A 24,179-nucleotide genomic window follows, 5' to 3' on the forward strand; every position below is an offset into this window, starting at 1 on the left:
AGAGAAGAAGTCCCATGGCTGAAGTTCTCGTCTACGTCGACCACGTGGACGGCGCCGTCCGCAAGCCCACCCTGGAGCTGCTGACCCTCGCCCGCCGCGTCGGCGAGCCCGTCGCCGTCGCGCTGGGCGCCGGTGCCGCCGACACCGCCGCCACGCTCGCCGAGCACGGCGCGGTGAAGGTCCTCACCCACGAGGCCGCCGAGTACGCCGACTACCTCGTCGTACCGAAGGTGGACGCCCTCCAGGCCGCCGTCGCCGCCGTCTCCCCGGCCGCGGTGCTGGTCCCGTCCTCGGCGGAGGGCAAGGAGGTCGCCGCGCGCCTGGCGCTGCGTCTGGGTTCCGGCATCATCACCGACGCCGTCGACCTGGAGGCCGGTGACGAGGGTCCGGTGGCCACCCAGTCGGTGTTCGCCGCGGCCTTCACCACCAAGTCGCGGGTCTCCAAGGGCACCCCGGTCATCACGGTCAAGCCCAACAGCGCCGCCGTCGAGCCGGCGCCGGCCGCCGGTGCGGTCGAGGCCCTGTCGGTGTCCTTCTCCGCCCAGGCGACCGGCACCAAGGTCACCGCGCGCACGCCGCGCGAGTCGACCGGCCGCCCGGAGCTGACCGAGGCCGCGATCGTGGTCTCCGGCGGACGCGGTGTCAACGGCGCGGAGAACTTCGCGGTCATCGAGGCGCTGGCCGACTCGCTCGGCGCGGCCGTCGGTGCCTCGCGCGCCGCGGTGGACGCCGGCTGGTACCCGCACACCAACCAGGTCGGCCAGACCGGCAAGTCGGTCTCGCCGCAGCTGTACATCGCCTCCGGCATCTCGGGCGCGATCCAGCACCGCGCCGGTATGCAGACCTCGAAGACGATCGTGGCGGTCAACAAGGACGCCGAGGCCCCGATCTTCGACCTGGTCGACTACGGAGTCGTCGGCGACCTCTTCGACGTTGTCCCGCAGCTCACCGAGGAGATCAAGTCCCGCAAGGGCTGAGCACCGTCCCCCCGAGCTTCGCCGAGGCCCCCGCGACCGCCCGTGGTCGCGGGGGCCTCGGCGTCCGCGCAGGATGGTGTTGACCGGTGCGAAACCGCCGGATAACTTCGCTCTACGGATTATTGATTCCGTTCAGCGGAAAACAGGAGGGTGTGGGATGGGTCAGCAGGAGAAGGTGGCAACGAGCCTCGCGGACGCCGTCGGCGAAGAGATCAGCGCCTCCCTCGCACCGGTCGACGCGGAGCTGGAGCGCCGCTACCCCGGAGACCCCGGCACCCGCCGGCCCGTCCACACCGTCTACGTCCCCGGCGACGTCTTCGCCTCCGACACGATCCGCTCCTGGGGCGACCGGGCGCTCGCGGCCCTCGACGAACACGCCCCGGACGCCGCCTCCTTCGCCGCCGTCCTCGGGCTCGGCGACGACCTCGCCGAGCCCGTGTACGCCCGGGTGCGGGCCAAGCTGGAGCGCGAGCCGGTCGAGGACCTCCGTGTCGACTTCGAGGACGGCTACGGGGGCCGCACGGACACCGAGGAGGACGAGGCCGCTGCCCGCGCCGCCCGGCTGATCGCCCAGGCCTGCCGACAGGGCACGGCGGCCCCGTACATGGGCATCCGCATGAAGTGCATGGAGGCCCCGGTGCGCGCCCGGGGCATCCGCACCCTCGACATCTTCCTCAGCGGACTGATGGAGGCCGGCGGCCTGCCCGACGGGCTGGTCCTCACCCTGCCCAAGGTGACCTACACCGAGCAGGTCACCGCCATGGCACGGCTCCTGGAGGCCTTCGAGAAGGCGCGCGGTCTCGCACCCGGCCGGATCGGCTTCGAGATCCAGATCGAGACCAGCCAGGCCATCCTCGCGGCCGACGGCACCGCCACCGTCGCCCGCATGATCCAGGCCGCCGAGGGCCGCGCCACCGGCCTGCACTACGGCACCTTCGACTACAGCGCCTGCCTCGGTGTCGCCGCCGCCCACCAGGCCAGTGACCACCCCGCCGCCGACCACGCCAAGGCCGTCATGCAGGTCGCCGCCGCCGGCACCGGCGTACGCGTGTCGGACGGCTCCACCAACGTCCTGCCGGTGGGCCCCGCCGAGCAGGTCCACGACGCCTGGCGCCTGCACTACGGCCTCACCCGCCGCGCCCTCGCCCGCGCCTACTACCAGGGCTGGGACATGCACCCCGGCCACCTCCCCACCCGGTACGCGGCCGTCTTCGCCTTCTACCGCGAGGGCTTCGAGCAGGCCGCCGCCCGGCTCGCCCGCTACGCCAACCGCACCGGCGGCGACATCATGGACGAGCCCGCCACCGCCAAGGCCCTCGGCGGCTATCTGCTGCGCGGCCTGGACTGCGGCGCCCTCGACATCGGCGAGGTCGCCCGACTGACCGGACTCACCCGCGCCGACCTGGAGGGCTTCTCCTCCCCACGGCGCGGCGACCTCACGGCATCGGCGCGGTAGCGGGCGGCGGGGCCCCGGGCGGCTCCTCCGGCCGGCCGGAGCGCACGTACCGCTCCAGGCCGCACGCCCCCACCCGCTTCTCCCGCGCGAACAGCCGCGTCCCGCGCTCGCACAGCCGCCGGTCGGCCCGTGCCCGCGCGCAGAACTCCTCGGGCGTCGCCCCGAACAGCTCCCGCAGCCGGGCCGATCCCCGGAGCAACTCCGTGAGCAGGGCGCGCTGGTCGCCCGGGTACCGGCACGGCGCCCCCGTGCCGTCGTGCAGGACGCCGTGGCGGTTGACGTAGGCGTACGCGCCGCGCAGCACCGTGCCGTCGGCCGGCTCGACGCGTATGCCGGGCGCGGGGAGCCAGGCGCGGTCGTAGTTGCCGGCCGCCATCGGCACGCCCTCGCTCGCGTCGATCACGGTGAGCTGCTCCGCGTCGAGCCACAGGACGAACAACTCCCGTACGGTGCCCGGGGCGCCCACCGGCGAGGCGGACACGTAGCCCATGCGGCTCACATGGGCGGAGACGCCGATGTCCACGCCGGTGACCCGCGCCTTCACCATCGGGATCGGTGAGTCGATCCCGAACTCGGCCATCTTGTGGCGCAGTTGTCCCGGGCTCGCGTTGGATCCGATGGCCAGTACCGGAACCCGGTCGGTGCGGTCCTCGTGGACGGGCCGCTCCAGCGGCAGCAGCCGGTCCCCGTCCAGCAGCCCGGACTCCCGGGGCCACGCGCCCGGGTACAGCAACGGCTCCTCGCGCGGCACCCCGTCCAGCCCCAGCGCCCGCAGCGTCCGGTCCTCGCCGGGCGGGCGGTCGCCCCTCGACGGCCGGGGCGACGGGAGAGACGGGAGAGACGGGAGAGACGGGGGCGACTGGGACGGCTGGGACGATCGGGCCGTCGTACGGCCCTTGCCCGGTGGCGTCGGCACGGGACGCTCAGTCCGACGGCGGCAGCTCGCCCGAACCCCGGGTGACCAGCCTGGTCGGCAGCTCGATGCGGTCGGGTGCCAGCAGGGTGCCGTCCAGTTGCCGGAAGAGCCGCTCGGCGGCGGTGCGGCCGAGGGCGGCCGCGTCCTGCGCGACGACGGTGACGCCCGGCCGCAGCAGGTCGGCCAGCTCGATGTCGTCGAAGCCGACCAGGGCGACGCCGCGGGTGTGCTCGGCGAGGACGCGGATCACGGTGACCGTCACCCGGTTGTTGCCGGTGAAGATCGCGGTGACCGGATGCGCGTCGGCGAGCATCTCCTGGGCGGCCCGGCGCACCCGCTCGGGGTCGGTGACGCCCAGGGACATCCAGGAGTCCTGCACCGTTATGCCGGCCTCCTCCATGGCGGCCCGGTAGCCGCGCAGCCGCTCGGCGGCGGTGTGGATGCGGGGCATGTCGCCGATGAAGCCGATCCTGCGGTGCCCGTGCGCGATGAGGTGGGCCACGCCGTCGCGGGCGCCGCCGAAGTTGTCGGACACCACCACGTCGGCGTCGATCCGCCCCGCCGGACGGTCCACGAACACCGTGGCGACGCCCGCCTTCAGCTCGGGCTCCAGATACCGGTGGTCGTCCCCGGCGGGGATCACCACAAGACCGTCCACGCGCCGCGCGCACAGCGCCAGCACCAACTCCTGCTCGCGGTCCGGGTCCTCCGCGCTCGACCCGTTGATCAGCAGGGCCCCGTGGGCGCGGGCCACCTCCTCCACGGCGCGGCTGAGCGGCCCGTAGAACGGGTCGGCCAGATCCTCCAGGACCAGGCCGATGCTGGCGGTACGGCCCTTGCGGAGCACCCGTGCGCTGTCGTTGCGGCGAAAACCCAGGGCGTCGATGGCCTCCTGGACGCGGCGCTCGGTCTCCGGGGTGACGCCGGGCTCCGCGTTGACCACCCGGGAGACGGTCTTGAGGCCGACGCCGGCTCGGGCCGCCACGTCCTTCATGGTCGGGCGATTGCCATAACGGTTCCCGGGGAGGCGGTCTGCGCGGCGGGTCGTGTCGGGCACGATGCGGTGTCCTGTCCTGTTGTCCACGGGAGTGCGTCGGCTCCTGTTGTGCACGGGGGATGTGTCGGTCATGCGTTTGTATGAGGATGTGGCGTCGAGCATAGAACCTGGACAACGTTGTCAGATGCGGGAGACACTGTCCATTGCACTCTCTGGTCCTCGTCCCCACCGCGGGACCGGTCTCTGCGCGTTCGTGTTCGTCATTTTTCGTTTTCGGTCCAACGGGGAGATCCGACTTTGATGCACACCGACCTCGTGGCAGCGCTGGACATCGGCGGCACCAAGATCGCCGGCGCGCTGGTGGACGGTCACGGCCGCATCCAGGCGCGCACCCAGCGTGCGACACCTGCCCAGGAGGACGGCGACTGCGTGATGCGGGCCGTCGAGGACGTGCTCGCGGAGCTGACCGCGTCGCCGCTGTGGGGGCGGGCCACGGCCGTCGGCATCGGCAGCGCGGGCCCGGTGGACGCCTCCGCCGGCACGGTCAGTCCGGTGAACGTGCCCGGCTGGCGCGACTACCCCCTGGTCCGGCGCGTCCGCGCCGCCGCGGGTGACCTGCCCGTGGAGCTGATCGGCGACGGGGTGGCCATCACGGCGGCCGAACACTGGCAGGGAGCCGCCCGCGGGCACGACAACGCGCTGTGCATGGTGGTCTCGACCGGCGTCGGCGGCGGTCTGGTGCTGGACGGCCGGCTGCACCCCGGGCCGACCGGCAACTCCGGTCACATCGGCCACATCAGCGTGGATCTCGACGGCGACCCGTGCCCGTGCGGTGCCCGCGGCTGCGTGGAACGCATAGCGAGCGGCCCCAACATCGCCCGTCGCGCCCTCGACGCGGGCTGGCACCCGGGCCCCGACGGCGACGCCTCGGCCGCCGCGGTCGCCGCCGCGGCCCGCCTGGGCGACCCTCTCGCCGTCGCGTCCTTCGAACGGGCCGCACAGGCCCTGGCCGCCGGCATCGCCGCCACCGCGACCCTCGTCGAGATCGACATCGCCGTGGTGGGCGGGGGCGTGGCCAAGGCGGGCGACGTCCTCTTCGCCCCGCTGCGCAAGGCCCTGACCGACTACGCCACCCTGTCCTTCGTCCAGCGCCTGGCGGTCGTCCCCGCCCAGATGGGGACCGACGCGGGCCTGGTGGGAGCGGCCGCGGCGGCGCTCACCAGAAGCACGGGGGCGGCCCCGGCGCGGGTCTGACCGGGCGCGTCCGCCGAACGCCGGGGCCTGCGGCCGGGCGGGAGCGGGGGCGGTTTCCGTCTGGCGCCGGTGGCCGATACGTGGCTTGGCCCGGCCCGGCCCGGAGGAGCGGGGACGTGGCACCCCGGTATGTCCCAGGGCGGGGCTCCGAGTGTCGGCGCTTGTGCCTGGGGTTCGGTGGCCGGTGGCCCAGCGGTTCTGGAGGTCGTGCCACCCGCTCGGCGGTACCAGGGCCGAGCCGATGCCCCCGGGCACAAGGAGCGGCGCCGGAATTCGTGGGGCGGGTGGTTCCACCCGTGACCCCGGCGCCGTCGGGCAGTTGAAGCGGGTATGAAGAAGCGCAGCATGCTCGCCCTCGCGTCCCTCGCCACCGGTTTCGTCGTCGCGGCCGTCACCCCGTCCCACGCCGCGCCGAGCGAACTCCCGCTCGGCCTCGACACGGAGGACACCGTCAGCACCGTCCAGGACACCGTCACCACCGACAGCCTGACCCTGGACAAGAACGTCCTCGGGCAGTTGGGCTGACGCCCACCGCACCACCCGCACCGCACGGCGCCGGTGCCCCTCCCCGGGGCACCGGCGCCGCCGTCGTGGGTCCTCAACTGGGCCTGGTTTCCGTGGCAGGGTGGAGCGGGCAAGCCACAGGGGGCCAACAGAAGAGGGGGACCTGTGACCGTCGTCTGGATCAACGGCGCGTTCGGTGCGGGGAAGACCACCACCGCACGGGAACTGATCGAACTGATCCCGAACAGCACACTCTTCGACCCCGAGGTCATCGGCGGGGCACTCGCGCATCTGCTGCCACCCAAACGCCTGGCCGAGGTGGGCGACTTCCAGGACCTGCCGATCTGGCGCCGACTGGTGATCGACACGGCCGCCGCGATGCTCGCCGACCTCGGCGGGACCCTGGTGATCCCGATGACCCTGCTGCGCCAGGAGTACCGGGACGAGATCTTCGGCGGCCTCGCCGCTCGCCGCATCGCGGTCCGGCATGTCCTGCTGGCCCCGGCCGAAACGATCCTGCGCGAGCGAATAGCGGCCCGCGAGCTGCCGGAGGACGTTCCGGACGGCGAGATACGGGTCCGGCAGTGGTCGTACGACCACATCGAGCCCTACCGCTGCGCCCTCGCCTCCTGGCTCACCGCCGACGCCCACCCGATAGACACCGGCACCCTCACCCCGTACGAGGCCGCCGCCCGGGTCGCCGAGGCGGTCGGCACCGGGGCCGTGCCGGCCTGCGAGATCGTGCAGACGCCCGAGCCCACCGGCGAGACCGTCGCCGCCGGTGTGCTGCTCTTCGACGAACAGGACCGGATCCTGCTCGTCGACCCCACCTACAAACCCGGCTGGGAGTTCCCCGGCGGCGTCGTCGAACCCGGCGAGGCCCCCGCCCGCGCCGGGATGCGCGAGGTCGCCGAGGAGACCGGCATCCGCCTCGACGACGTACCCGCCCTGCTGGTCGTCGACTGGGAACCGCCCGTGCCCCCCGGCTACGGAGGTCTGCGCATGCTCTTCGACGGCGGCAGACTCGACTCCGCCGACGCCGGCCGCGTACTGCTGCCCGGCCCCGAACTGCGCGACTGGCGCTTCGTCACCGAGGACGAGGCCGCGGACCTGCTGCCCCCGGTCCGCTACGAGCGGCTGCGCTGGGCCCTCAGAGCCCGGGAACGCGGCGCCGCCCACTACCTGGAGGCCGGCACCCCGGTCGGCCGACGTGGGCCGACGGACCCGCGCCGATCCCCGTGACCGTTGAACCCGCCGGGCGTCACCGGGCCGGCCCAGGCGTGGCGGGCGCCGCTCAGCTCGCCGCGTAGTTGCGCAGGAACAGCGCCTCCGTCACCGACAGCCGCTCCAACTCCTCGGGGGACACGCTCTCGTTGACGGCGTGGATCTGGGCCTCCGGCTCGCTCAGGCCGATCAGCAGAATCTCGGCCCGCGGATACAGCGCCGCCAGGGTGTTGCACAGCGGGATGGACCCGCCCTGACCGGCGTACTGCATCTCCTCGCCCGGATACGCCACCGCCATCGCGTCCGCCATCGCCTGGTACGCAGGACTGGTGGTGTCGGCGCGGAACGCCTGGCCCTGGCCGATCTGTTCGAAGTCGACCCGGGCGCCCCACGGCGTGCGCGACTCGACATGGGCCCGCAGCAGCTTGGTGGCCTGGGCGGCGTCCACGCCCGGCGGCACTCTCAGGCTCACCAGCGCGCGGGCGCTCGCCTGCACCGACGGGGTGGCGCCGACGACCGGCGGGCAGTCGATGCCGAGCACTGTGACGGCGGGCCGCGCCCAGATGCGGTCGGCGACCGAACCGGAACCGATCAGTCCCACGCCGTCGAGCACCCGGGCGTCCCGGCGGAACTGCTCCTCGTCGTACTCCAGGCCCTCCCACCCGCGGTCCGCCGTCAGCCCGTCGACGGTCGTCGAACCGTCCTCGGCTCGCAGGGAGTCCAGTACGCGGATCAGCGCGGCCAGCGCGTCCGGGGCCGCGCCGCCGAACTGGCCCGAGTGCAGATTGCCTTCGAGCGTGTCGACCTGCACCCGGACGAGGGTCATGCCGCGCAGGGTCGAGGTGACCGTCGGCAGGCCGACCCGGAAGTTGCCCGCGTCGCCGATGACGACGGTGTCCGCGGCCAGCAGGTCGGGGTGTGCCTCGGCGTACCGCTCCAGGCCGCCCGTGCCCTGCTCCTCGGAACCCTCGGCGATGAACTTGACGTGCACCGGCACACCGCCGTTCGCCTTCAGTGCGCGCAGCGCGAGCAGGTGCATGAGCACGCCGCCCTTGCAGTCGGCGGTCCCGCGCCCGTACCAGCGGCCGTCGCGTTCGGTCAGTTCGAACGGCGGGGAGTCCCAGCGGGCCTCGTCAAGCGGCGGCTGCACGTCGTAGTGGGCGTAGAGCAGCACGGTCTTGGCACCCTCGGGCCCCGGCAGATACCCGTACACGGACTGCGTACCGTCCGGGGTGTCGAGCAGGTCCACGTCCTCGAAGCCCTCGGCGCGCAGCGCCTCGGCTATCCATTCGGCGGCACCCGCGCTCTCGCCCCGCGGGAACTGGTCGAAGTCGGCCACCGATTTGAAGGCCACCAGCGCGGTGAGTTCCTCCTTCGCCCCGGGCATCAGGGAGGACACGGTCTCCGCGACCGGATTCGACGACATGGGCACGCTCCTTGTGGGTGCGACGTTGTCACGTTGTATCGGTGAGTACGGGGATCCTCCCACAGTGGCCTGCGGCGATGCCCGCCGTAGGATGCGGGGGTCAGGTGCGGCATGCGGTTTGATCGGAGCAGTAGACCATCGTGAGCAGCGAGAACTCTTCGGCGGACGACGCGCGTCAGGTCTGGGACGTCGTCGTGGTGGGCGCGGGACCGGCGGGGGCCTCGGCCGCCTACGCGGCGGCGGTCGCGGGGCGGCGCGTGCTGTTGCTGGAGAAGGCGGACCTGCCGCGCTACAAAACGTGTGGTGGCGGCATCATCGGTCCCTCGCGCGACACACTCCCGCCCGGCTTCGAGTTGCCCTTCCGGGACCGCGTGCACGCGGTGACGTTTTCGAACAACGGGCGGTTCACCCGGACCCGGCGCTCCCGGCAGATGCTGTTCGGGCTGATCAACCGGCCCGAGTTCGACCAACAGCTCGTCGAGCAGGCGCAGAAGGCGGGCGCCGAGGTGCGTACCGGGGCGGCGGTGACCCGAGTGGAGCAGCACGGGTCGGCGGTCCCGGACCGGCGCACGGTCGCCGTCGTTCTGCAGGGCGGCGAGACGGTGCTGTCGCGGGCCGTCGTCGGCGCGGACGGCAGCGCCAGCCGGATAGGCGCGCACGTCGGGGTGAAGCTCGATCAGGTCGACCTCGGTCTGGAGGCGGAGATCCCGGTGCCGGAGACCGTCGCCGAGGACTGGAAGGGACGGGTCCTCATCGACTGGGGTCCGATCCCCGGCAGTTACGGCTGGGTCTTCCCCAAGGGCGACACGCTGACGGTCGGTGTGATCTCGGCGCGCGGCGAGGGCGCGGCGACCAAGCGGTACCTGGAGGACTTCGTCGGTCGGCTCGGGCTCGCCGGTTTCGAACCGAGCATCTCCTCCGGCCATCTGACGCGCTGCCGTGCGGACGACTCGCCGCTGTCGCGCGGGCGGGTCCTGGTGTGCGGGGACGCGGCGGGGCTCCTGGAGCCGTGGACCCGCGAGGGGATCTCCTTCGCGCTGCGGTCCGGGCGGCTCGCGGGGGAGTGGGCGGTGCGGATCTCCGAGGCGCACGACGCCGTGGACGCCCGCAAGCAGGCCCTGAACTACGCCTTCGCCATCAAGGCCGGGCTCGGTGTCGAGATGAGCGTCGGAAAGCGGATGCTGGCGGTCTTCGAGCGCCGGCCGGGGCTCTTCCACGCGGCCCTGACCGGGTTCCGTCCGGCCTGGAAGGCGTTCAGGGACATCACGCAGGGCTCCACCTCGCTGAGCGAGGTGGTCCGCAGCCATCCGCTGGCGCAGCGCGCGCTCGCGGCGATGGACCGTCGTCCCGCGGACGCGGCGGAGGCTCCGGCCGGGACCGTCGGTGCCGAGAACACCGCGGGTGCGGCGGACCCCGCGGATCCCGCGGACGACGCGGTCAACTCCTGACCTCGATCCGGAAGACGGGGTGGTCGGGGGCGGCCGCGACGATCTCCTCGTCGGAGGACTTGGCGGTGATCCCCTGGAAGTACTGGTTCACCTCCCAGCCCCACTTCTCCAGGTAGGTCCGCAGGATCGGGAGCTTCTCCTCGTCCGGAAGCTCCACCGCGGTGAAGGCGCGGACCTTGCGCCCGACGCGCAGCTCCCCGCCCCCGGCGGCGCGCATGTTCCGCACCCACTGGGAGTGACCGCGTGCCGAGACGAGGTACCGCTCGCCGTCGAGGGTGTGCGGGTTGACCGGGATGCGCTGCGTTCGGCCGCTCTTGCGACCGCGGACGGACATCTCCGCCGTGCCGCCGAGACTGACACCGCGTCGGGCCAGCCAGCCGATGACGCTGTTGAGCCGGGCGGTCAGCGGGCTGCCCTTGCGGTAGTACGGCGTTGACGTCATCGGGACCCCAGGTGGCTTGGCGAGGTGGCTTGGTGATGGGAGCGCCGCTCTCTTTTGTGAGCACTGCTCTCGCTCCGTGCTTTCAGTCTGCCTGGCGCCGGCGGGCAAAGCAAGAGCACTGCTCTCCTTTGTATGCACCGTCCTCTTTCGTGTGCGCCGATCTCGTTTGAGTGCACCGCTCTGAATTCATGGGACACTGACCCGCATGAGCAGCACCGCACACGGGGTCCGCGCCCGTGCCCGGATCGAGGTCACCGCCGCCATCAAGGAAGAGGCACGCCGCCGGCTCGCCGCGGAGGGCGCCGCCAAGCTCTCGCTGCGGGCCGTGGCCCGCGAGCTGGGCATGGCCTCCTCCGCCCTCTACCGCTACTTCCCCAGCCGCGACGATCTTCTGACCGCCGTCATCATCGACGCCTACGACTCGCTCGGCGAAGCCGCCGAGGCGGCGGGCGGCGCGGCGGCCGATGTCGGACCCGCCCGCCGCTGGACCGTGGTGTGCGAGGCGGTGCGCGCCTGGGCGCTGGCGCACCCCCACGAGTACGCGTTGATCTACGGGTCGCCGGTGCCCGGCTACAACGCTCCCCAGGACACCGTTCCCGCCGCCGCCCGGGTCGGACAGGTGCTCATCGGCATCCTGCGCGAGGCACACCGCGGGCCGGGCCTCGCCAAGTCACCGCTGCCCGCCGGACTGCGGCCCGAGGCGCACCGGATGGCCGCCGAATTCGCCCCCGATCTGCCACCGGAGAGCGTGGCGTCGCTGGTGGCGGCCTGGGCGGAGCTGTTCGGGCTGGTCGGGTTCGAGGTGTTCGGGCAGTTCAACGGGGTCGTGGCGGACCGGGAGACGTTCTTCGGCCACGCGGCCGACCGGCTCGCCCACCAAGTCGGCCTGGTCTTCCCCCAGGCCGCTCGAAAGGCAGCCGACGACCTGCTCCGGCGCGAGCAAGGGTGATCACCCCGCCCGGCTGAGACCTCCCGCACCACCCGGCGTCCGGCCTCCCGGTCAGGACACCGAACCCGAGGAACTCCCGTGCGCCGTACGAGCGGTGGTCGCCGGAGGTGACTCGTCGGGCGGCTCAGCTCGGCACCGTCGCGCGCCGGGTCGTGATCGCGACGACGACCGCCACCGCCGCGAGCACCGCCACGCTGGTGAGGGCGGTCGGCAGGGAGAACCAGTCGGCCATGAAGCCGATCGCGGGCGGTCCCAGCAGCATGCCGCCGTAGCCCAGGGTGGACGCGGTCGCGACGCCGCTCGGGCCGCCCAGCGCACCGGCGCGTTCGACCGCGACCGGGAAGATGTTGGCGAGCCCGAGTCCGGTGATCGCGAAGCCGAACAGGGCCGCCCACACGGACGGGGCGAGCGAGCCCAGCAGCATGCCGGCCACGGCGGTCGTGCCGCCCGCCACCACGGTGGTCGTCCGGCCGAGGCGCTCCAGCAGCGTCGTCCCGGTCAGCCGGCCCACGGTCATGGCGAGCGCGAAGCAGGAGTAGCCCGCCGCCGCCATGCCCGGCGAGGCGTCGAGGTCCTGCGTCAGGTGCAGGGCGCCCCAGTCGGCCATGGCGCCCTCGCCGTACGCCGTGCACAGGGCGATCAGGCCGAAGGTGAGGACGAGGCGGCGGGTACGCCGGTCGGCCCGGCGCGGGGCACCGCCCTCCTCGGCGGCGCGGGCCGGCGGCGCGGCCGGTTCGCAGCTCAGCAGGACGCGGCCCGCGACGAGGGTGACGAGCAGGCCGGTCACGGTGAGCCCCAGCAGGTGCCGCATCGGCGACAGCGACCCGGCGACGAGCCCGCCGAGCCCCGCGCCGACCATGCCGCCGAGACTGAACGCCGCGTGGAAGCTGGGCATGATCGGGCGCCGCAGCACGGCCACCAGATCGACGGCGGCGCTGTTGAAGGCGACGTTGATCCCGCCGTACGCGCTGCCGAAGACCAGCAGGACGGCGCCGAGGGCGAGCGCGGAGTGGGTGAGCGGGGGCAGGGCGATGCTGAGGCAGAGCAGGACCGCGCAGGCGACGGTGACGGGGTGGCTGCCGTAGCGGCGGCACAGCCGTCCGGTGAGCGTCATGGTGATCACGGCACCCGCCGAGACGCCGAGCAGCGCCAGTCCCAGGGCGCTGGCGGAGGCGCCGGTCTGCTCCTTGATGGCGGGGATCCGGACCACCCAGCCGGCGAAGACGAAGCCGTCGAGGGCGAAGAAGGAGGTCAGGGCGATGCGCAGGCGGGTGAGATCGTCGCGGGGGCCCGGCACGGCGTTGTGCGACCGGGCTTTGTTTATTTGCGGCACAAAGTGAGGCTAGGTGTGGGGAAGGCGAGGGAGCAAGGGCACCCTGCCGACGCGGGCCGTCCGACGGGCTGCCCGACGGGGCCGCCCGACGGGGCCGTCCGACCACCGGAGACCGGACGTGACGGCCCCGCGCCCCCTCAGCCCCGGTTCGCGGCGATCATCGCCCGGTACCAGCGGTAGCTGTCCTTCGGTGTGCGCTCCTGGGTGTCGTAGTCGACCCGCACGATGCCGAAGCGCTTGCCGTAGCCGTACGCCCACTCGAAGTTGTCCAGCAGCGACCACACGTAGTACCCGCGCACGTCCACACCCGCGTCCATCGCCGCACGCAGCGCGGTGAGGTGGCCGCGCAGATAGGCGACACGGTCGGTGTCGCGGACCGTGCCGTCGGCGGCGGGCGCGTCGTCCTCCGCCGAGCCGTTCTCCGTGATGTGGACCGGCGGCAGCGCGTCGCCGTACTGCTCCTTCAGCCGGACGAGCAGGTCGGTGAAGCTGTCCGGGACGACCGGCCAGTCCATCGCCGTGTGCCGGACACCGGGGAGCCGTACCTCCGCGTAGCGGTTGTCCGTCGCCACGCGCCGCGCCGGGTCGCTCTCGCGGTGCGGCGCGTCGGCGACCACGATCGGCCGGTAGTAGTTGACGCCGAGGAAGTCGAGGGGCTGTGAGATCAGCCCCAGGTCGCCGTCCCGCCGGAAGTCCTCCCCGGTGATCAGCTCGCCCCAGGTCTCCTCCTCGGTGGCCGGATAGCGGCCCGCGAGGAGGGGCTCGGTCCACACCAGGTTGTGCTGGGTGTCGGCGCGGACCACGGCCGCCAGATCGGCGGGGGAGTCGGTGGCCGGCAGATTGCGGTCCAGGTTGAGCGTGATGCCGACCTCGCGCACCCCGGCCGCCCGCAGCGCCCGCACGGCCAGCCCGTGGCCGACCAGCAGATGATGGGCGGCGGCCAGCGCGCCCCGGCCCTCCCGGGCGCCCGGGGCGTGCCGGCCGATGGAGTAGCCGAGGAAGGAGCTGCACCACGGCTCGTTGAGGGTGATCCAGCGTGGCACCCGGTCGCCCAGGCGCTCCGCGACCACGGCCGTGTACTCGGCGAACCGCTCAGCCGTCTCCCGCATCCGCCAGCCACCCCGGTCCTCAAGGGCCTGCGGCAGGTCCCAGTGGTAGAGGGTGGCGGCCGGTTCGATGCCCGCCGAGAGCAGCTCGTCGACCAGCCGGGAGTAGAAGTCCAGGCCCTTGGGGTTCACCGCGCCCGAGCCCTGCGGCACGACGCGCGGCCAGGCGATCGAGAAGCGGTAGGAGTCCACACCGAGGTCGCGCAGCAGCGCCACGTCCTCGGGGTAGCGGTGGTAGTGGTCGCAGGCCACGTCACCGGTGTCGCCGTTCACCACCAGACCGGGGGTGTGGCTGTAGGTGTCCCAGATCGACGGACCGCGGCCGTCCTCCGTTGCCGCGCCCTCGATCTGGTACGAGGCGGTCGCGGCGCCGAGGACGAATCCGGGCGGGAAGCTGGGGTAGTCACTCATATGGTCGGCCCATCTCCAGGCGTTGGAAGGTCACTTGACGGAACCGCCGGTGATCCCGGCGGCGATGTACTTCTGGGCGAGCACGAGCAGGATCGCCGCGGGCACCGCGGAGAGCACGGACGCGGCCATCACCGAGCCCCAGTCGCCGACGTGCGCGCCGATGTACTGGTAGATGCCCAGGGTGATGGGCTTCACCTCGTCGGTCGTGTTCAGGGTGAGCGCGAACATGAAGTCGCTCCAGGCGAACAGGAACGCGAACAGCCCCGACGTGATCAGCGAGTTGCGGCTCATCGGCAGCACCACCCGCACGAAGGTCCGCACCGGCCCGGCACCGTCGATCTGCGCCGCCTCGATCACCTCGCCCGGGATCGACACCATGAAGGAGCGCATCAGCACGATGGAGAACGGGATGCCCAGCGAGGCGTCCGCCAGCATCAGGCCGAAGTAGGAGTTCACCAGGCCCAGTTCGACGTACGAGTTGTAGAGCGCGTTGGCGATGACGATGCCCGGCACCAGCTGGGTGATCAGCGTGCCGAACACGATGGTGCGCGAGCCGCGCAGCCCGAACCGCGCGAGTCCGTACGCCGCCGGCGCCGAGAGGGCCAGGCAGATGGCGACCGCGCCGAGCGAGACGGCGAGCGAGGTCAGCAGGTGCCCGCCCTGGTCGGTGAACGCCTTGGTGAAGCCGGACAGGTCCAGGCTGCCCGGCACCGGATCGACCTGGAGCAGCCCCGAGTCGGGCTGGAGCGCGGTGTTGAGCATCCAGTACAGCGGGAAGAGCATCCCGCACAGGACGAGAACGCCGGCGACGGTGGAACCCCAGCGGCGCCGGGAGGCGGTGGGCGGGTGGGAGGCCATGGACGTCACTTCCCCTCGGTGCGGTTGGCCCGCAGGTAGAACACCGCGAACACGGCGGAGATCAGGATGAGCACATTGCCGACGACGGCGCCCGCGCCGAAGTCCAGCTGGACGAAGGAGTTCTGGTACGTCAGGGTGCCGAGCGTCTGGGTGGCGTCGGCCGGCCCGCCGTCGGTCAGGGCGAGGATCAGATCGAGGATCTTGACCGTCGACATGAAGCCGAGCACCAGCACCACCGTGACGACGGGCTTGAGCACCGGCAGAGTGACGGAGCGGAACGTCCGCCAGGCGGAGGCACCGTCCAGGGCGGCCGCCTCGTGCAGTTCCCTCGGGATCTCCTGGAGACCGCCGTACAGGATGACCATGTTGAACGGGATGCCGATCCAGATGTTGACCAGGACGACCGACAGCAGGGCCATCTGCGGACTGGTCAGCCAGGGCGTGTGACCGCCGAGGCCGAGCGTGTCCAGGAACGAGTTGAGCACGCCGGTGTCCTGGTCGAGGATGCGCCGCCACACGACGCCGGACACCACCATGGGCACCAGCCAGGGCAGCAGGATCAGTGAGCGCAGCACCCCGTTCAGCGGGAAGCGGCGGCTGAAGAAGACCGCGAGCGCCAGTCCGAGGCAGAACTGCCCGAGCAGCGAGCCGGCCGTGAAGACGAGCGTGTGCCACAGCGCCTTGCCGAACAGGGCGTCCCGGAACACGTGGGACCAGTTGTCGGCGCCGTTGAAGGGCGCCTCACCGGTGAAGAAGGTCCTCGGCGTGTAGTCCTGGAAGCTCATCACGACGTTGCGGACGAGCGGGTAGCCGAAGAACAGCAGCATGAAGACGACGGCGGGGGCGACGAACCCCCACTGGGCGAGCCGGCGCCGGCGCCGGAGCCGGTCGGGGGCCGGCGCGGCCGTCCCGGACGCCTCGGCGGGCGGCTGGGCGGTGACGGTGGACGTGGTCATGGGGGCGTACCTCAGTTCCCGCTCGTGGCCCGCTGCTGGGCGCGCTTCAGGGCGGTCTCGCTCGACTGGCCGGTCAGGGCGGACTGGAAGGCGCTCTGCAGGGCGAGCGACACCCTCGACCAGCCGGCGCCGAGCTTCGCCGTCCGGGAGCGGGCGACCGCCACCTGGTCGGCGAGGGAGTCCAGTTCGGGCACCCGCTCGCGCCAGACGGCGGCGGCCTCGGCGTTGGCCGGGACCATCCAGCTGTTGAGCGCGTAGGTCAGCTGCTCCTGCTCGCCCGCCAGGCACCCGACGATCTTCGCCGCCGTCTTCTCCCGTGCCTCGTCACCGGTGTTGGGCACGGTGAGCACCGCGCCGCCGAGCGGCCCCACCGAGTCGTCGCCGGACTCGGGCACCGGGATCGGCGCGATGCCCCAGTGCAGCGACTTGTCGGTGTTGAGGGTCTCCACCTGCCACGGCCCGTTGATCATCATCGCCGCGTTGCCCGCCATGAACTGGTCGTTGACGTCCGCCTGCGTCCAGTTCACCGTCGACTTCGACAGCGAACGGTCCTTGAGCAGGTCCTTCCAGTAGTCCAGGGCCTCGGCGACCTGCGGGCTGTCCAGCTTGGTCTCGTCGCCGCCGTTGGACCACATGAACGGCGTGAACTGGAAGACGCCGTCCTCCGCGCCGCCCGCGCTGAGCGCCAGGCCGTACCGCCTGCCCCCGGTCAGCCGCTTCGCAGTGTGACGCAACTCGGCCCAGGTGGTGGGCACTTCGACGCCCGCCTCACGGAGAGCGTCCTTGTCGTAGAAGAGCGCGAGTGTGTTCACGGACCGGGCCGCGCCGTAGTAGGTCCCCTCGTACGAGCCGAAGTCGACGATGCCCTCGGGGATGTCCTCGGTGCTCAGTCCCAGCCCTCTGAGGTCGACCAGCCCGCCCGCGTCGGCGAACGTCGGCATCTCGGACGCGTCGAACTGCACGATGTCGGGCAGTGACTTGGACGACGCCATGCGCAGCGCCTTCGTCATCACCTGCGACGCCGGGACGCTCTGCTGCTCGATGGTGATGCCCAACCGCCCGCCGCAGCGGGCCATCGCCTCCGCGTCCCAGCGGTGGTACGACTCGTCGGTCGAGGAGTTCAGCACGGTGTACACGTCGGCGTCACGCTGCTGTCCGCAGCCGGCCAGCGCCGCCCCGGCGACCAGCACGGAGACGGCGGCGAACGGGGCGACGACTCGGCGTGAGCGTCCTCGTCCGCGGTGCGTGGCAGCCGGAGGGTGTGCTGTCGGGGCAAGCGAGGTGAAGCGCTTCGACATGGTGCGGCCCTTGCTGTCGTACCGCCCGGCTCCCTCGCCGGACCGTTTTGTTTGATGTGATGACTAATACGTCACGAACCAGTCGCCGCGCTAGAGGAAGGAAGCCCCTCTCTCGCCGCTCCAGGCCGTGAGTGAGCTGTTCTCTGGAGTAATAACGCCTGTTCAGGACGGATGAGTTGGTGCGAAGCCCTCGGCGTCCCGATGTGCCTTGTGTACGATCGAAACGCTGTGAGACGGCCTCCGCGCTCCCCACCCGACAGCTCCCGCCGCACCCAAGGAAGATCATGAAGTTCACCGACGGCTTCTGGCTCATCCGCGAGGGCGTGCATCTCTCGTACGCCACTGAGGTACGCGATGTGCGCCCAGAATCGAAGCGCTTCACCACCCATGCCGCCGTGAAGAAGGTGACGCGGAGGGGGGACACGCTCAACGCGCCGCTGCTCACGGTCGAATGCTTCTCGCCCGCCGAGGGCGTCATCGGCGTCCGCGTCACCCATCACGCCGGAAAGCGCCGTACCGGCCCCGACTTCGCCCTCGCGGGCGCGGGCGCGGGGGACGGCGCCGGCACGGTGCGGCAGGACGGCACGGTCACCGAGCTGACCAGCGGCCCGCTCAGCCTCCGCCTGGACCGCGCGGGCCCCTGGGGCCTGACCTTCCACGACGCCGACGGGCGCGAACTGACCCACGCGAACGCCAAGAGCACCGCCTTCGCCACCACCGGCGACGGCGCCCACCACATGCTGGGCCGGCTCGCGCTCGGGGTCGGCGAGCAGATCTACGGCCTCGGTGAGCGCTTCACCCCGTTCGTCAAGAACGGCCAGGTCGTCGACATGTGGCAGGCCGACGGCGGCACCAGCAGTGAACAGGCCTACAAGAACGTCCCGTTCTACCTCTCCTCACGCGGATACGGCGTCTTCGTCAACCACCCGGGCGCCGTCTCCTTCGAGGTCGGCTCCGAGTCCGTCGGCCAGGTGCAGTTCAGCGTCGAGGACCAGGCACTGGAGTACTACGTCGTCGCCGGCCCCACCCCGAAGGAGGTCCTCACCCGCTACACCGCCCTCACCGGCCGGCCCGCCCTGCCGCCCGCCTGGTCCTTCGGCCTCTGGCTCACCACGTCCTTCACCACGTCGTACGACGAGGAGACGGTGACGTCCTTCGTGGACGGCATGGCCGAGCGCGGCATCCCGCTCTCGGTCTTCCACTTCGACTGCTTCTGGATGCGCGAGTACCAGTGGTGCGACTTCCGGTGGGACCCGGAGGTCTTCCCCGACCCGGAGGGCATGCTCGCCCGCCTCAAGGCCAAGGGCCTGAAGGTCAGCGTCTGGATCAACCCCTACATCGCCCAGCGGTCCCCCCTCTTCGACGAGGCCGCCGCCCTCGGGCACCTGGTGCGCCGGACGAACGGCGACATCTGGCAGTGGGACCTGTGGCAGGCCGGCATGGGCCTGGTGGACTTCACCAGCCCCGCGGCCCGCGACTGGTTCGCCGGGAAGCTCAAGCCGCTGCTCGACCAGGGCGTCGACTGCTTCAAGACCGACTTCGGCGAGCGGATCCCCACCGATGTCGTCTGGCACGACGGCTCCGACCCGCAGCGGATGCACAACTACTACACCCACCTGTTCAACCGGACCGTCTTCGAACTCCTGGAGAAGGAGCGCGGACAGGGCGAGGCCGTCCTCTTCGCCCGCTCCGCGACCGCGGGCGGCCAGCAGTACCCGGTCCACTGGGGCGGCGACTGCTGGTCGTCCTTCGAAGCCATGTCGGAGTCGCTGCGGGGCGGCCTGTCCCTGTCCCTGAGCGGCTTCGGCTTCTGGAGCCACGACATCGGCGGCTTCGAGGGCACGCCCGACCCCGCGGTCTTCAAACGGTGGCTGGCCTTCGGGCTGCTCTCCTCGCACAGCCGGCTGCACGGCTCCTCGTCGTACCGGGTGCCGTGGGAGTTCGGCGAGGAGGCGGTCGAGGTCGCCCGCCGCTTCACCCTCCTCAAGCACCGCCTGATGCCCTACCTGTACGGCGCCGCCGCCGATGCCCACCGCACCGGCGTGCCGATGATGCGCCCCATGGTCCTTGAGTTCCCGGGCGACCCGGCGTGCCGCCCGCTGGACCGCCAGTACATGCTCGGCCCCGACCTCCTGGTCGCCCCGGTCTTCACCGAGGACGGCGAGGTCGAGGTCTACCTCCCCGAGGGCACCTGGACCCACCTCCTGACCGGCGAGCGCGTCACCGGCCCGGCCTGGCGCACCGAACGGCACGACTACGACAGCCTGCCCCTGTACGTCCGTGAAGGCGCCGTCCTGCCGCTGGCCGGCGACGACCGGCGCCCCGACGGCGACTGGCTGGACGCCCCGACCCTCCTGGTGCACCCGACCGCCGAGCCCGGCCACACGGCCGAGGCCACCGTGCCCGACCTCCTCGGCACACCGGCCGCGACCTTCCGCGTGCGGCGCGACGGCGATGTCCTGCGGGTCACCGCGAGCGGTACCGACCGCCCCTTCACCGTGCGGATCGCGGGCGGGGCGAGCGCGCGGGGCAGCGGCGAGGTGAGCGTGCCCTGCGGGTGAGCGGGGGTCAGCGGCCGATCTCGGCCAGCGCCGTCAGCAGCCGGTCCACGTCGTCCGCGTCGTTGTACGGCGCGAGCCCGACCCGGACGCCGCCCGCGTCGCCGAGCCCCAGGCGGCGGGCGGCCTCCACGGCGTAGAAGGAGCCGGCGGGCGCGTCGACGGCCCGCTCGGCCAGCCGCCGGTACACCTCGGCCGGGCGCAGGCCCGCCACGGTGAACAGCAGGGTCGGCGTGCGCCGCGCGGCCCGTGAGTACACGGTGATCCCGCCGAGGTCGGCGAGGCCCCGCTCGATCCGCCCGCGCAGCACGTCCTCGTGGGCCTCCAGCGCCGCGAAGGAGGCGACGAGCCGGTCCCGGCGGCTGCCCCGGGCCTCCGGCTCCAGAGCGGCGAGGAAGTCCACCGCGGCACGGGCCCCGGCCAGCAGCTCGTAGGGCAGCGTGCCCAGTTCGAACCGCTCGGGAACCGCGTCGATCGAGGGCATCAGCTTGTCCGGGCGCAGCGTCTCGAGGAACTCGGGCCGCGCCGCCAGCACTCCCAGGTGCGGGCCGAGGAACTTGTACGGCGAGCACACCAGCGTGTCCGCGCCCAGCGCGGCCAGGTCGACGGCGGCGTGCGAGGCGTAGTGCACCGCGTCGACGTGGAGCAGCGCGCCGACCCCGTGCGCCGACCGGGCGATGGCCGGCAGGTCGGGCATGGTGCCGATCAGGTTGGACGCGGCCGTCACCGCGACCAGCCGGGTGCGCGGGGAGAGCACCGCCTCGACGTGCTCGGGAAGCAGCTCCCCGGTGACGGGGTCGAAGTCCGCCCGGCGCACGGTCGCGCCGGCCGCCGCTGCCGCCTGGATCCAGGGCCGGATGTTGGAGTCGTGGTCGAGTCGGGTGACGACCACCTCGTCACCCGGCCGCCAGGTCTTGGCGAGCGTCCGCGACAGGTCGTAGGCGAGCTGCGTCGCGCTGCGGCCGAGGACGACCCCCCGCGGCTCGACGCCCAGCAGGTCGGCCAGGGCGCCGCGGGCGTCGGTGACGAGGCCGTCCGCGTTGCGCTCGCCCTCGGTCGTCCGCCCGCGGTTGGCCAGCGGGTTGGACAGTGCCTCGCCGATGGCGTCGATGACGGGCTGCGGCGTCTGGGTGCCGCCCGGCGCGTCGAAGCGGGCCGAACCGGACTTCAGGGCGGGGATCTGCGCGCGGATCGCGTCAACGTCGAGGGCCATGTGCACTCCAACCGAAGGCGGGGAACGGCCGTCTCATGATCGCAGCAGGACGGCGATCGGAACAGACGCGCCCGGCGGGCCGGTCAGGGGTCCTTGGGCTTCGCCGGCTTCTCCTGCGCCGGACTCTCGGCCTCCGTCGGGCCGTCCGCCTTGGCCGTGTTCTTGTCACGGCCGCCGGGATGGCGGTTGCGCCAGATCCAGAAGACCGCGCAGGACAGCAGCGCCCAGCCGCCCAGCACCAGGAAGGGGAACGCGTGCTGGTGGCCCTGGAAGTACACCGCCGTGTGCTGGGCGTTGACCGAGGCCCCGGGCGGCAGCCACTGGCCGATCACGCCGAGCGGTGACGGCAGCAGCGGCCACGACACCGCGCCGCCGGACGAGGGATTGCCGAGGAGCACCATCAGCCCCCAGGTCGGCAGCATCGCCCAGCGCCCGACCAGGGTGTTGAACATGGTGAAGACCATGCCGGAGGTGAACAGGGTGACCGCGAGGATCAGCCACGACTCGACGAACGGCAGGTCGAGCGCGCCCAGCAGCCAGTCCACCGTCGCGGCGATCGCGAACCCGCCGAGCAGCGCGTAGCTCAGCGTGAACAGGATGCGCTCGAACGGGGTCAGCGTCCGCGCGTGCACGCTCAGCTGGATCGCCCCGACGAAGCCGATGATCACGGCGGCCAGGGAGATGTAGAAGATCGCCAGCCCTCGCGGATCGCCCTTCTGCAAGGGCTTGACGTCCCGGACGGTGACCCGGACCCCGGTCTTCTCGCCCACCGCCGGCGCGGTGTCGGCGAGCACTTCGGAGACCGAGGCTCCCGACGCGCTGGACAGGTCGAGCACGGCGGACCGTCCGTCGTCACTCAGGTCGAAGATCGCGAAGACCTTCTGCTCCTCGATCGCCTCGCGGGCCGCGGCCCGTCCCTCGTAGGCGTGCACCTTCACCGAGGCGTTCAGCGCCTTCTCCAGACCTTCCAGGAAGGCCTGGCCGCCGCCGTGCCGGTAGGAGCCGACCACGGCCGTGGGGATCCTGCGCGGCGTCGGGTCCGCCATGGAGTAGGTGTACGAACCGGCGAAGAGACCGGCCGCGGCCGCGAGGATCAGCACCAGCACGGTGGCCGGCCAGAACGGCGACTGCCGGAACGAGGACCACCGCTCCCCGCGCGTCGCAGGAGGCCTGCCGTGGGCGCCGTGGGACATGTGGGCCATGTCCGGGACGTTTCCACAGCCGGGGTGAAAGGGCACCAGGAGCGCCCTCGCCCGGGTGTGCGCGGAGAGTGACGGCGGCCCGCGACGCGATCGCGGAGCCCGCGGTGGACGGGATCAGACGTGCACGAGCGGCGTGTCCACCAGGTGCTCCGCCACGAACCACGCCTCGAGTTCGTTCGTGCGCACGACATCGGAGACCAGCAGGTCGTTGCTGCCGTCGTCCCCGAGTTCCTGGGTGCGGGCCGCGGCGTCGTGGCAGTCGGCGAGGATCAGCTCGTGCGCCTCCAGGAGCCGCGAGAGCATCGCCGGTACCTCCTCCACGCCGTCCGGGGGGCGCGGCACGGTGGTGATCTCGGCGACGTGCCGGGGGTCGCCGACCGCGACGCCGCCCAGCGTCTGGACGCGCTCGGCGATCGAGTCGATCAGCTCCAGCTGCTCACCCGCGTGCTTGTCCAGCAGCAGGTGCAGTTGGTAGAACGTCGCCCCGCGCATGAGCCAGTGGTACTTCTTGTACAGGTCGTGCAGGATCCGGGTGTCCGCCAGGACCTTGTTGAGCCGCTGGCAGGAGTAGAGACGGGTGTCCATGGTCAGCGCCACGGGGAACTGCTTGACGGTGCCGAACTCCTGAATGGTCCGGCCCTTCTGGTGCAGCCAGGGCTGGCTGCCGTCGGACCGGTGCTCCACGGATGACGACGACTTCGGGGAACTCACGCCTGGGCTCCTTCCGGAGAGGACTGCAGAGTGCGCCGGGGCGGTGCCGCCGGCTTCGGTTTCCCCCCGCGACAGTCGACCAGCCTTGTGCCGAGCCCGCAAACGCTGGGGGTTGTCCCGCCCCTCGCTCCCCGCCCGTCGTCAGCCGGGAGCGAAGGCGCTTTCCGCAGCGGTGTGGACGGAACCGGTCACGTTCGACGACGTGATCAGGCCAGGGAGTCCTGCGACGGTACGACGACGCCGTACATGTCGGCGATCGTGGCGAGGGCGCCGAGGTGCACCTGGCGGGCGCTCAGTTCGGTGTCGGCGACCGGCAGGGCGCGGGTGGCGCAGGCGTCGGCGACGACGGTGGGGCGGTTGCCGCGCAGGAAGGCTCCCTGGGCGGTGAAGGCCACGCACATGTGCGTCATGAAGCCGATGACGACGAGGTCGTCGTGGCCGGCCGCGTCGACGTGCTCGCCCAGGTCGGTGCCGAAGAAGGAGTCCGGCGCCTTCTTGGTGACGACGGGTTCGCCGCCGACCGGGGCGACGCCGGGATGGATCTGCCCGATCTCGGCGCGGATGTCGTACGGACTGCCCTCGCCTCCGTCGTGCACGACGTGGATGACCGCGGCGCCCTCCCGGCGTGCGCGGGCCAGCAGCCGGGCACCGGCGCCGAGCGCGGCCTGCCAGCCGTCGAGTTCCATCACGCCGGTGGTGTAGGTGTTCTGGTAGTCGACGAGGACCAGCGTGGAGTCGGCGAGCTTGGCGGGGGTGTCGTCGAGCCCGTTGAGTCGACGCAGCGTGGTCGTGGGCATGAGGGCTCCTCGGTGTTGTCGGGGGTTGTCGGGGGTTGCGGTGACGGGCCGATCCGCGCCTACGACGCTATGGCCGGTCGGGGCACGTCGGCAATGTCGTCTAACCTGCAGATACCGACATGAACGAGGGATCGCAGGAGGGC

The 24,179-nt window shown here is 72.2% G+C and carries 21 protein-coding genes; 8 read left to right on the forward strand and 13 right to left on the reverse strand.

The features are described from left to right. Positions 1-14: 14 nt before the first annotated feature. Both AC4IHM_RS29470 and AC4IHM_RS29475 read left to right on the forward strand, forming a co-directional pair. Positions 15-977 carry an electron transfer flavoprotein subunit alpha/FixB family protein gene (locus AC4IHM_RS29470; protein ID WP_490870000.1) on the forward strand — a complete coding sequence of 321 codons (963 nt, stop codon included), beginning with the start codon at positions 15-17 and terminating at the stop codon, positions 975-977. A 157-nt stretch (positions 978-1,134) separates the two neighbouring features. Next, positions 1,135-2,433: a DUF6986 family protein gene (locus AC4IHM_RS29475; protein ID WP_490870001.1), complete on the forward strand. Its 1,299-nt coding sequence runs from the start codon at positions 1,135-1,137 to the stop codon at positions 2,431-2,433. Here the strand turns inward: AC4IHM_RS29475 and AC4IHM_RS29480 are convergent. Continuing rightward, on the reverse strand, positions 2,414-3,208 hold the full coding sequence (locus AC4IHM_RS29480) for a hypothetical protein (protein WP_490870976.1): 795 nt from the start codon (positions 3,206-3,208) through the stop codon (positions 2,414-2,416). The genes AC4IHM_RS29475 and AC4IHM_RS29480 overlap by 20 nt on opposite strands. A gap of 148 nt (positions 3,209-3,356) precedes the next feature. Beyond that, a complete protein-coding gene (locus tag AC4IHM_RS29485; protein ID WP_490870002.1) occupies positions 3,357-4,406 on the reverse strand; it encodes a LacI family DNA-binding transcriptional regulator in 1,050 nt (349 codons plus the stop codon). Between the two features lie 240 nt (positions 4,407-4,646). Here AC4IHM_RS29485 and AC4IHM_RS29490 point away from each other — a divergent pair, with 240 nt between their 5' ends. From AC4IHM_RS29490 to AC4IHM_RS29500, 3 genes are all read left to right on the forward strand, one after another. Beyond that, complete coding sequence (locus AC4IHM_RS29490; RefSeq protein WP_490870003.1) at positions 4,647-5,600, forward strand: ROK family protein; 954 nt, start codon at positions 4,647-4,649, stop codon at positions 5,598-5,600. Between the two features lie 330 nt (positions 5,601-5,930). After that, complete coding sequence (locus tag AC4IHM_RS29495) at positions 5,931-6,125, forward strand: hypothetical protein (RefSeq protein WP_490870004.1); 195 nt, start codon at positions 5,931-5,933, stop codon at positions 6,123-6,125. A gap of 144 nt (positions 6,126-6,269) precedes the next feature. Continuing rightward, on the forward strand, positions 6,270-7,346 hold the full coding sequence (locus AC4IHM_RS29500; protein WP_490870005.1) for an NUDIX hydrolase: 1,077 nt from the start codon (positions 6,270-6,272) through the stop codon (positions 7,344-7,346). 52 nt (positions 7,347-7,398) lie between these two features. On the opposite strand, the gene AC4IHM_RS29505 is transcribed toward AC4IHM_RS29500, so the two are convergent. Next, on the reverse strand, positions 7,399-8,754 hold the full coding sequence (locus AC4IHM_RS29505) for a dipeptidase (protein ID WP_490870006.1): 1,356 nt from the start codon (positions 8,752-8,754) through the stop codon (positions 7,399-7,401). A gap of 140 nt (positions 8,755-8,894) precedes the next feature. Between AC4IHM_RS29505 and AC4IHM_RS29510 the strand changes: the two genes are divergently transcribed. Then, positions 8,895-10,202: a geranylgeranyl reductase family protein gene (locus tag AC4IHM_RS29510; protein WP_490870007.1), complete on the forward strand. Its 1,308-nt coding sequence runs from the start codon at positions 8,895-8,897 to the stop codon at positions 10,200-10,202. Here AC4IHM_RS29510 and AC4IHM_RS29515 read toward each other — a convergent pair. Beyond that, positions 10,192-10,644 (reverse strand): nitroreductase family deazaflavin-dependent oxidoreductase, encoded by a 453-nt coding sequence (locus AC4IHM_RS29515; protein ID WP_490870008.1) that lies wholly within the window; start codon positions 10,642-10,644, stop codon positions 10,192-10,194. The genes AC4IHM_RS29510 and AC4IHM_RS29515 overlap by 11 nt on opposite strands. Before the next feature lie 205 nt (positions 10,645-10,849). Here AC4IHM_RS29515 and AC4IHM_RS29520 point away from each other — a divergent pair, with 205 nt between their 5' ends. Then, positions 10,850-11,593, forward strand: a complete 744-nt coding sequence (locus AC4IHM_RS29520; RefSeq protein WP_490870009.1) for a TetR/AcrR family transcriptional regulator — start codon at positions 10,850-10,852, stop codon at positions 11,591-11,593. 124 nt (positions 11,594-11,717) lie between these two features. Here AC4IHM_RS29520 and AC4IHM_RS29525 read toward each other — a convergent pair whose 3' ends face one another. The 5 genes from AC4IHM_RS29525 to AC4IHM_RS29545 form a co-directional block, all read right to left on the reverse strand. After that, a complete protein-coding gene (locus tag AC4IHM_RS29525; RefSeq protein WP_490870977.1) occupies positions 11,718-12,890 on the reverse strand; it encodes an MFS transporter in 1,173 nt (390 codons plus the stop codon). Positions 12,891-13,063: 173 nt separating this feature from the next. After that, entirely contained in the window at positions 13,064-14,443 is a 1,380-nt protein-coding gene (locus AC4IHM_RS29530) for a GH1 family beta-glucosidase (RefSeq protein ID WP_490870010.1), read from the reverse strand. Positions 14,444-14,473: 30 nt separating this feature from the next. Further along, positions 14,474-15,301, reverse strand: coding sequence for a carbohydrate ABC transporter permease (locus AC4IHM_RS29535; RefSeq protein ID WP_490870011.1), 828 nt, complete (start codon positions 15,299-15,301; stop codon positions 14,474-14,476). Positions 15,302-15,306: 5 nt separating this feature from the next. Further along, the gene (locus AC4IHM_RS29540) at positions 15,307-16,257 is read right to left on the reverse strand and encodes a carbohydrate ABC transporter permease (RefSeq protein ID WP_490870012.1); all 951 of its coding nucleotides are present in this window, start codon (positions 16,255-16,257) and stop codon (positions 15,307-15,309) included. A gap of 11 nt (positions 16,258-16,268) precedes the next feature. Beyond that, complete coding sequence (locus AC4IHM_RS29545) at positions 16,269-17,555, reverse strand: ABC transporter substrate-binding protein (protein WP_490870013.1); 1,287 nt, start codon at positions 17,553-17,555, stop codon at positions 16,269-16,271. 284 nt (positions 17,556-17,839) lie between these two features. Here AC4IHM_RS29545 and yicI point away from each other — a divergent pair, with 284 nt between their 5' ends. Then, on the forward strand, positions 17,840-20,116 hold the full coding sequence (gene yicI / locus AC4IHM_RS29550; RefSeq protein ID WP_490870014.1) for an alpha-xylosidase: 2,277 nt from the start codon (positions 17,840-17,842) through the stop codon (positions 20,114-20,116). A gap of 7 nt (positions 20,117-20,123) precedes the next feature. Here yicI and AC4IHM_RS29555 read toward each other — a convergent pair whose 3' ends face one another. The 4 genes from AC4IHM_RS29555 to AC4IHM_RS29570 form a co-directional block, all read right to left on the reverse strand. Then, positions 20,124-21,326 carry a cysteine desulfurase-like protein gene (locus AC4IHM_RS29555; RefSeq protein ID WP_490870015.1) on the reverse strand — a complete coding sequence of 401 codons (1,203 nt, stop codon included), beginning with the start codon at positions 21,324-21,326 and terminating at the stop codon, positions 20,124-20,126. Between the two features lie 83 nt (positions 21,327-21,409). After that, positions 21,410-22,519: an ABC-2 transporter permease gene (locus AC4IHM_RS29560; RefSeq protein ID WP_490870978.1), complete on the reverse strand. Its 1,110-nt coding sequence runs from the start codon at positions 22,517-22,519 to the stop codon at positions 21,410-21,412. A 123-nt stretch (positions 22,520-22,642) separates the two neighbouring features. Continuing rightward, positions 22,643-23,239, reverse strand: a complete 597-nt coding sequence (locus AC4IHM_RS29565) for a Dps family protein (protein WP_490870016.1) — start codon at positions 23,237-23,239, stop codon at positions 22,643-22,645. Between the two features lie 206 nt (positions 23,240-23,445). Beyond that, positions 23,446-24,036 (reverse strand): cysteine hydrolase family protein, encoded by a 591-nt coding sequence (locus tag AC4IHM_RS29570; RefSeq protein WP_490870017.1) that lies wholly within the window; start codon positions 24,034-24,036, stop codon positions 23,446-23,448. Positions 24,037-24,179: the final 143 nt, after the last annotated feature.

This window comes from Streptomyces sp. SL06, from assembly GCF_058244745.1.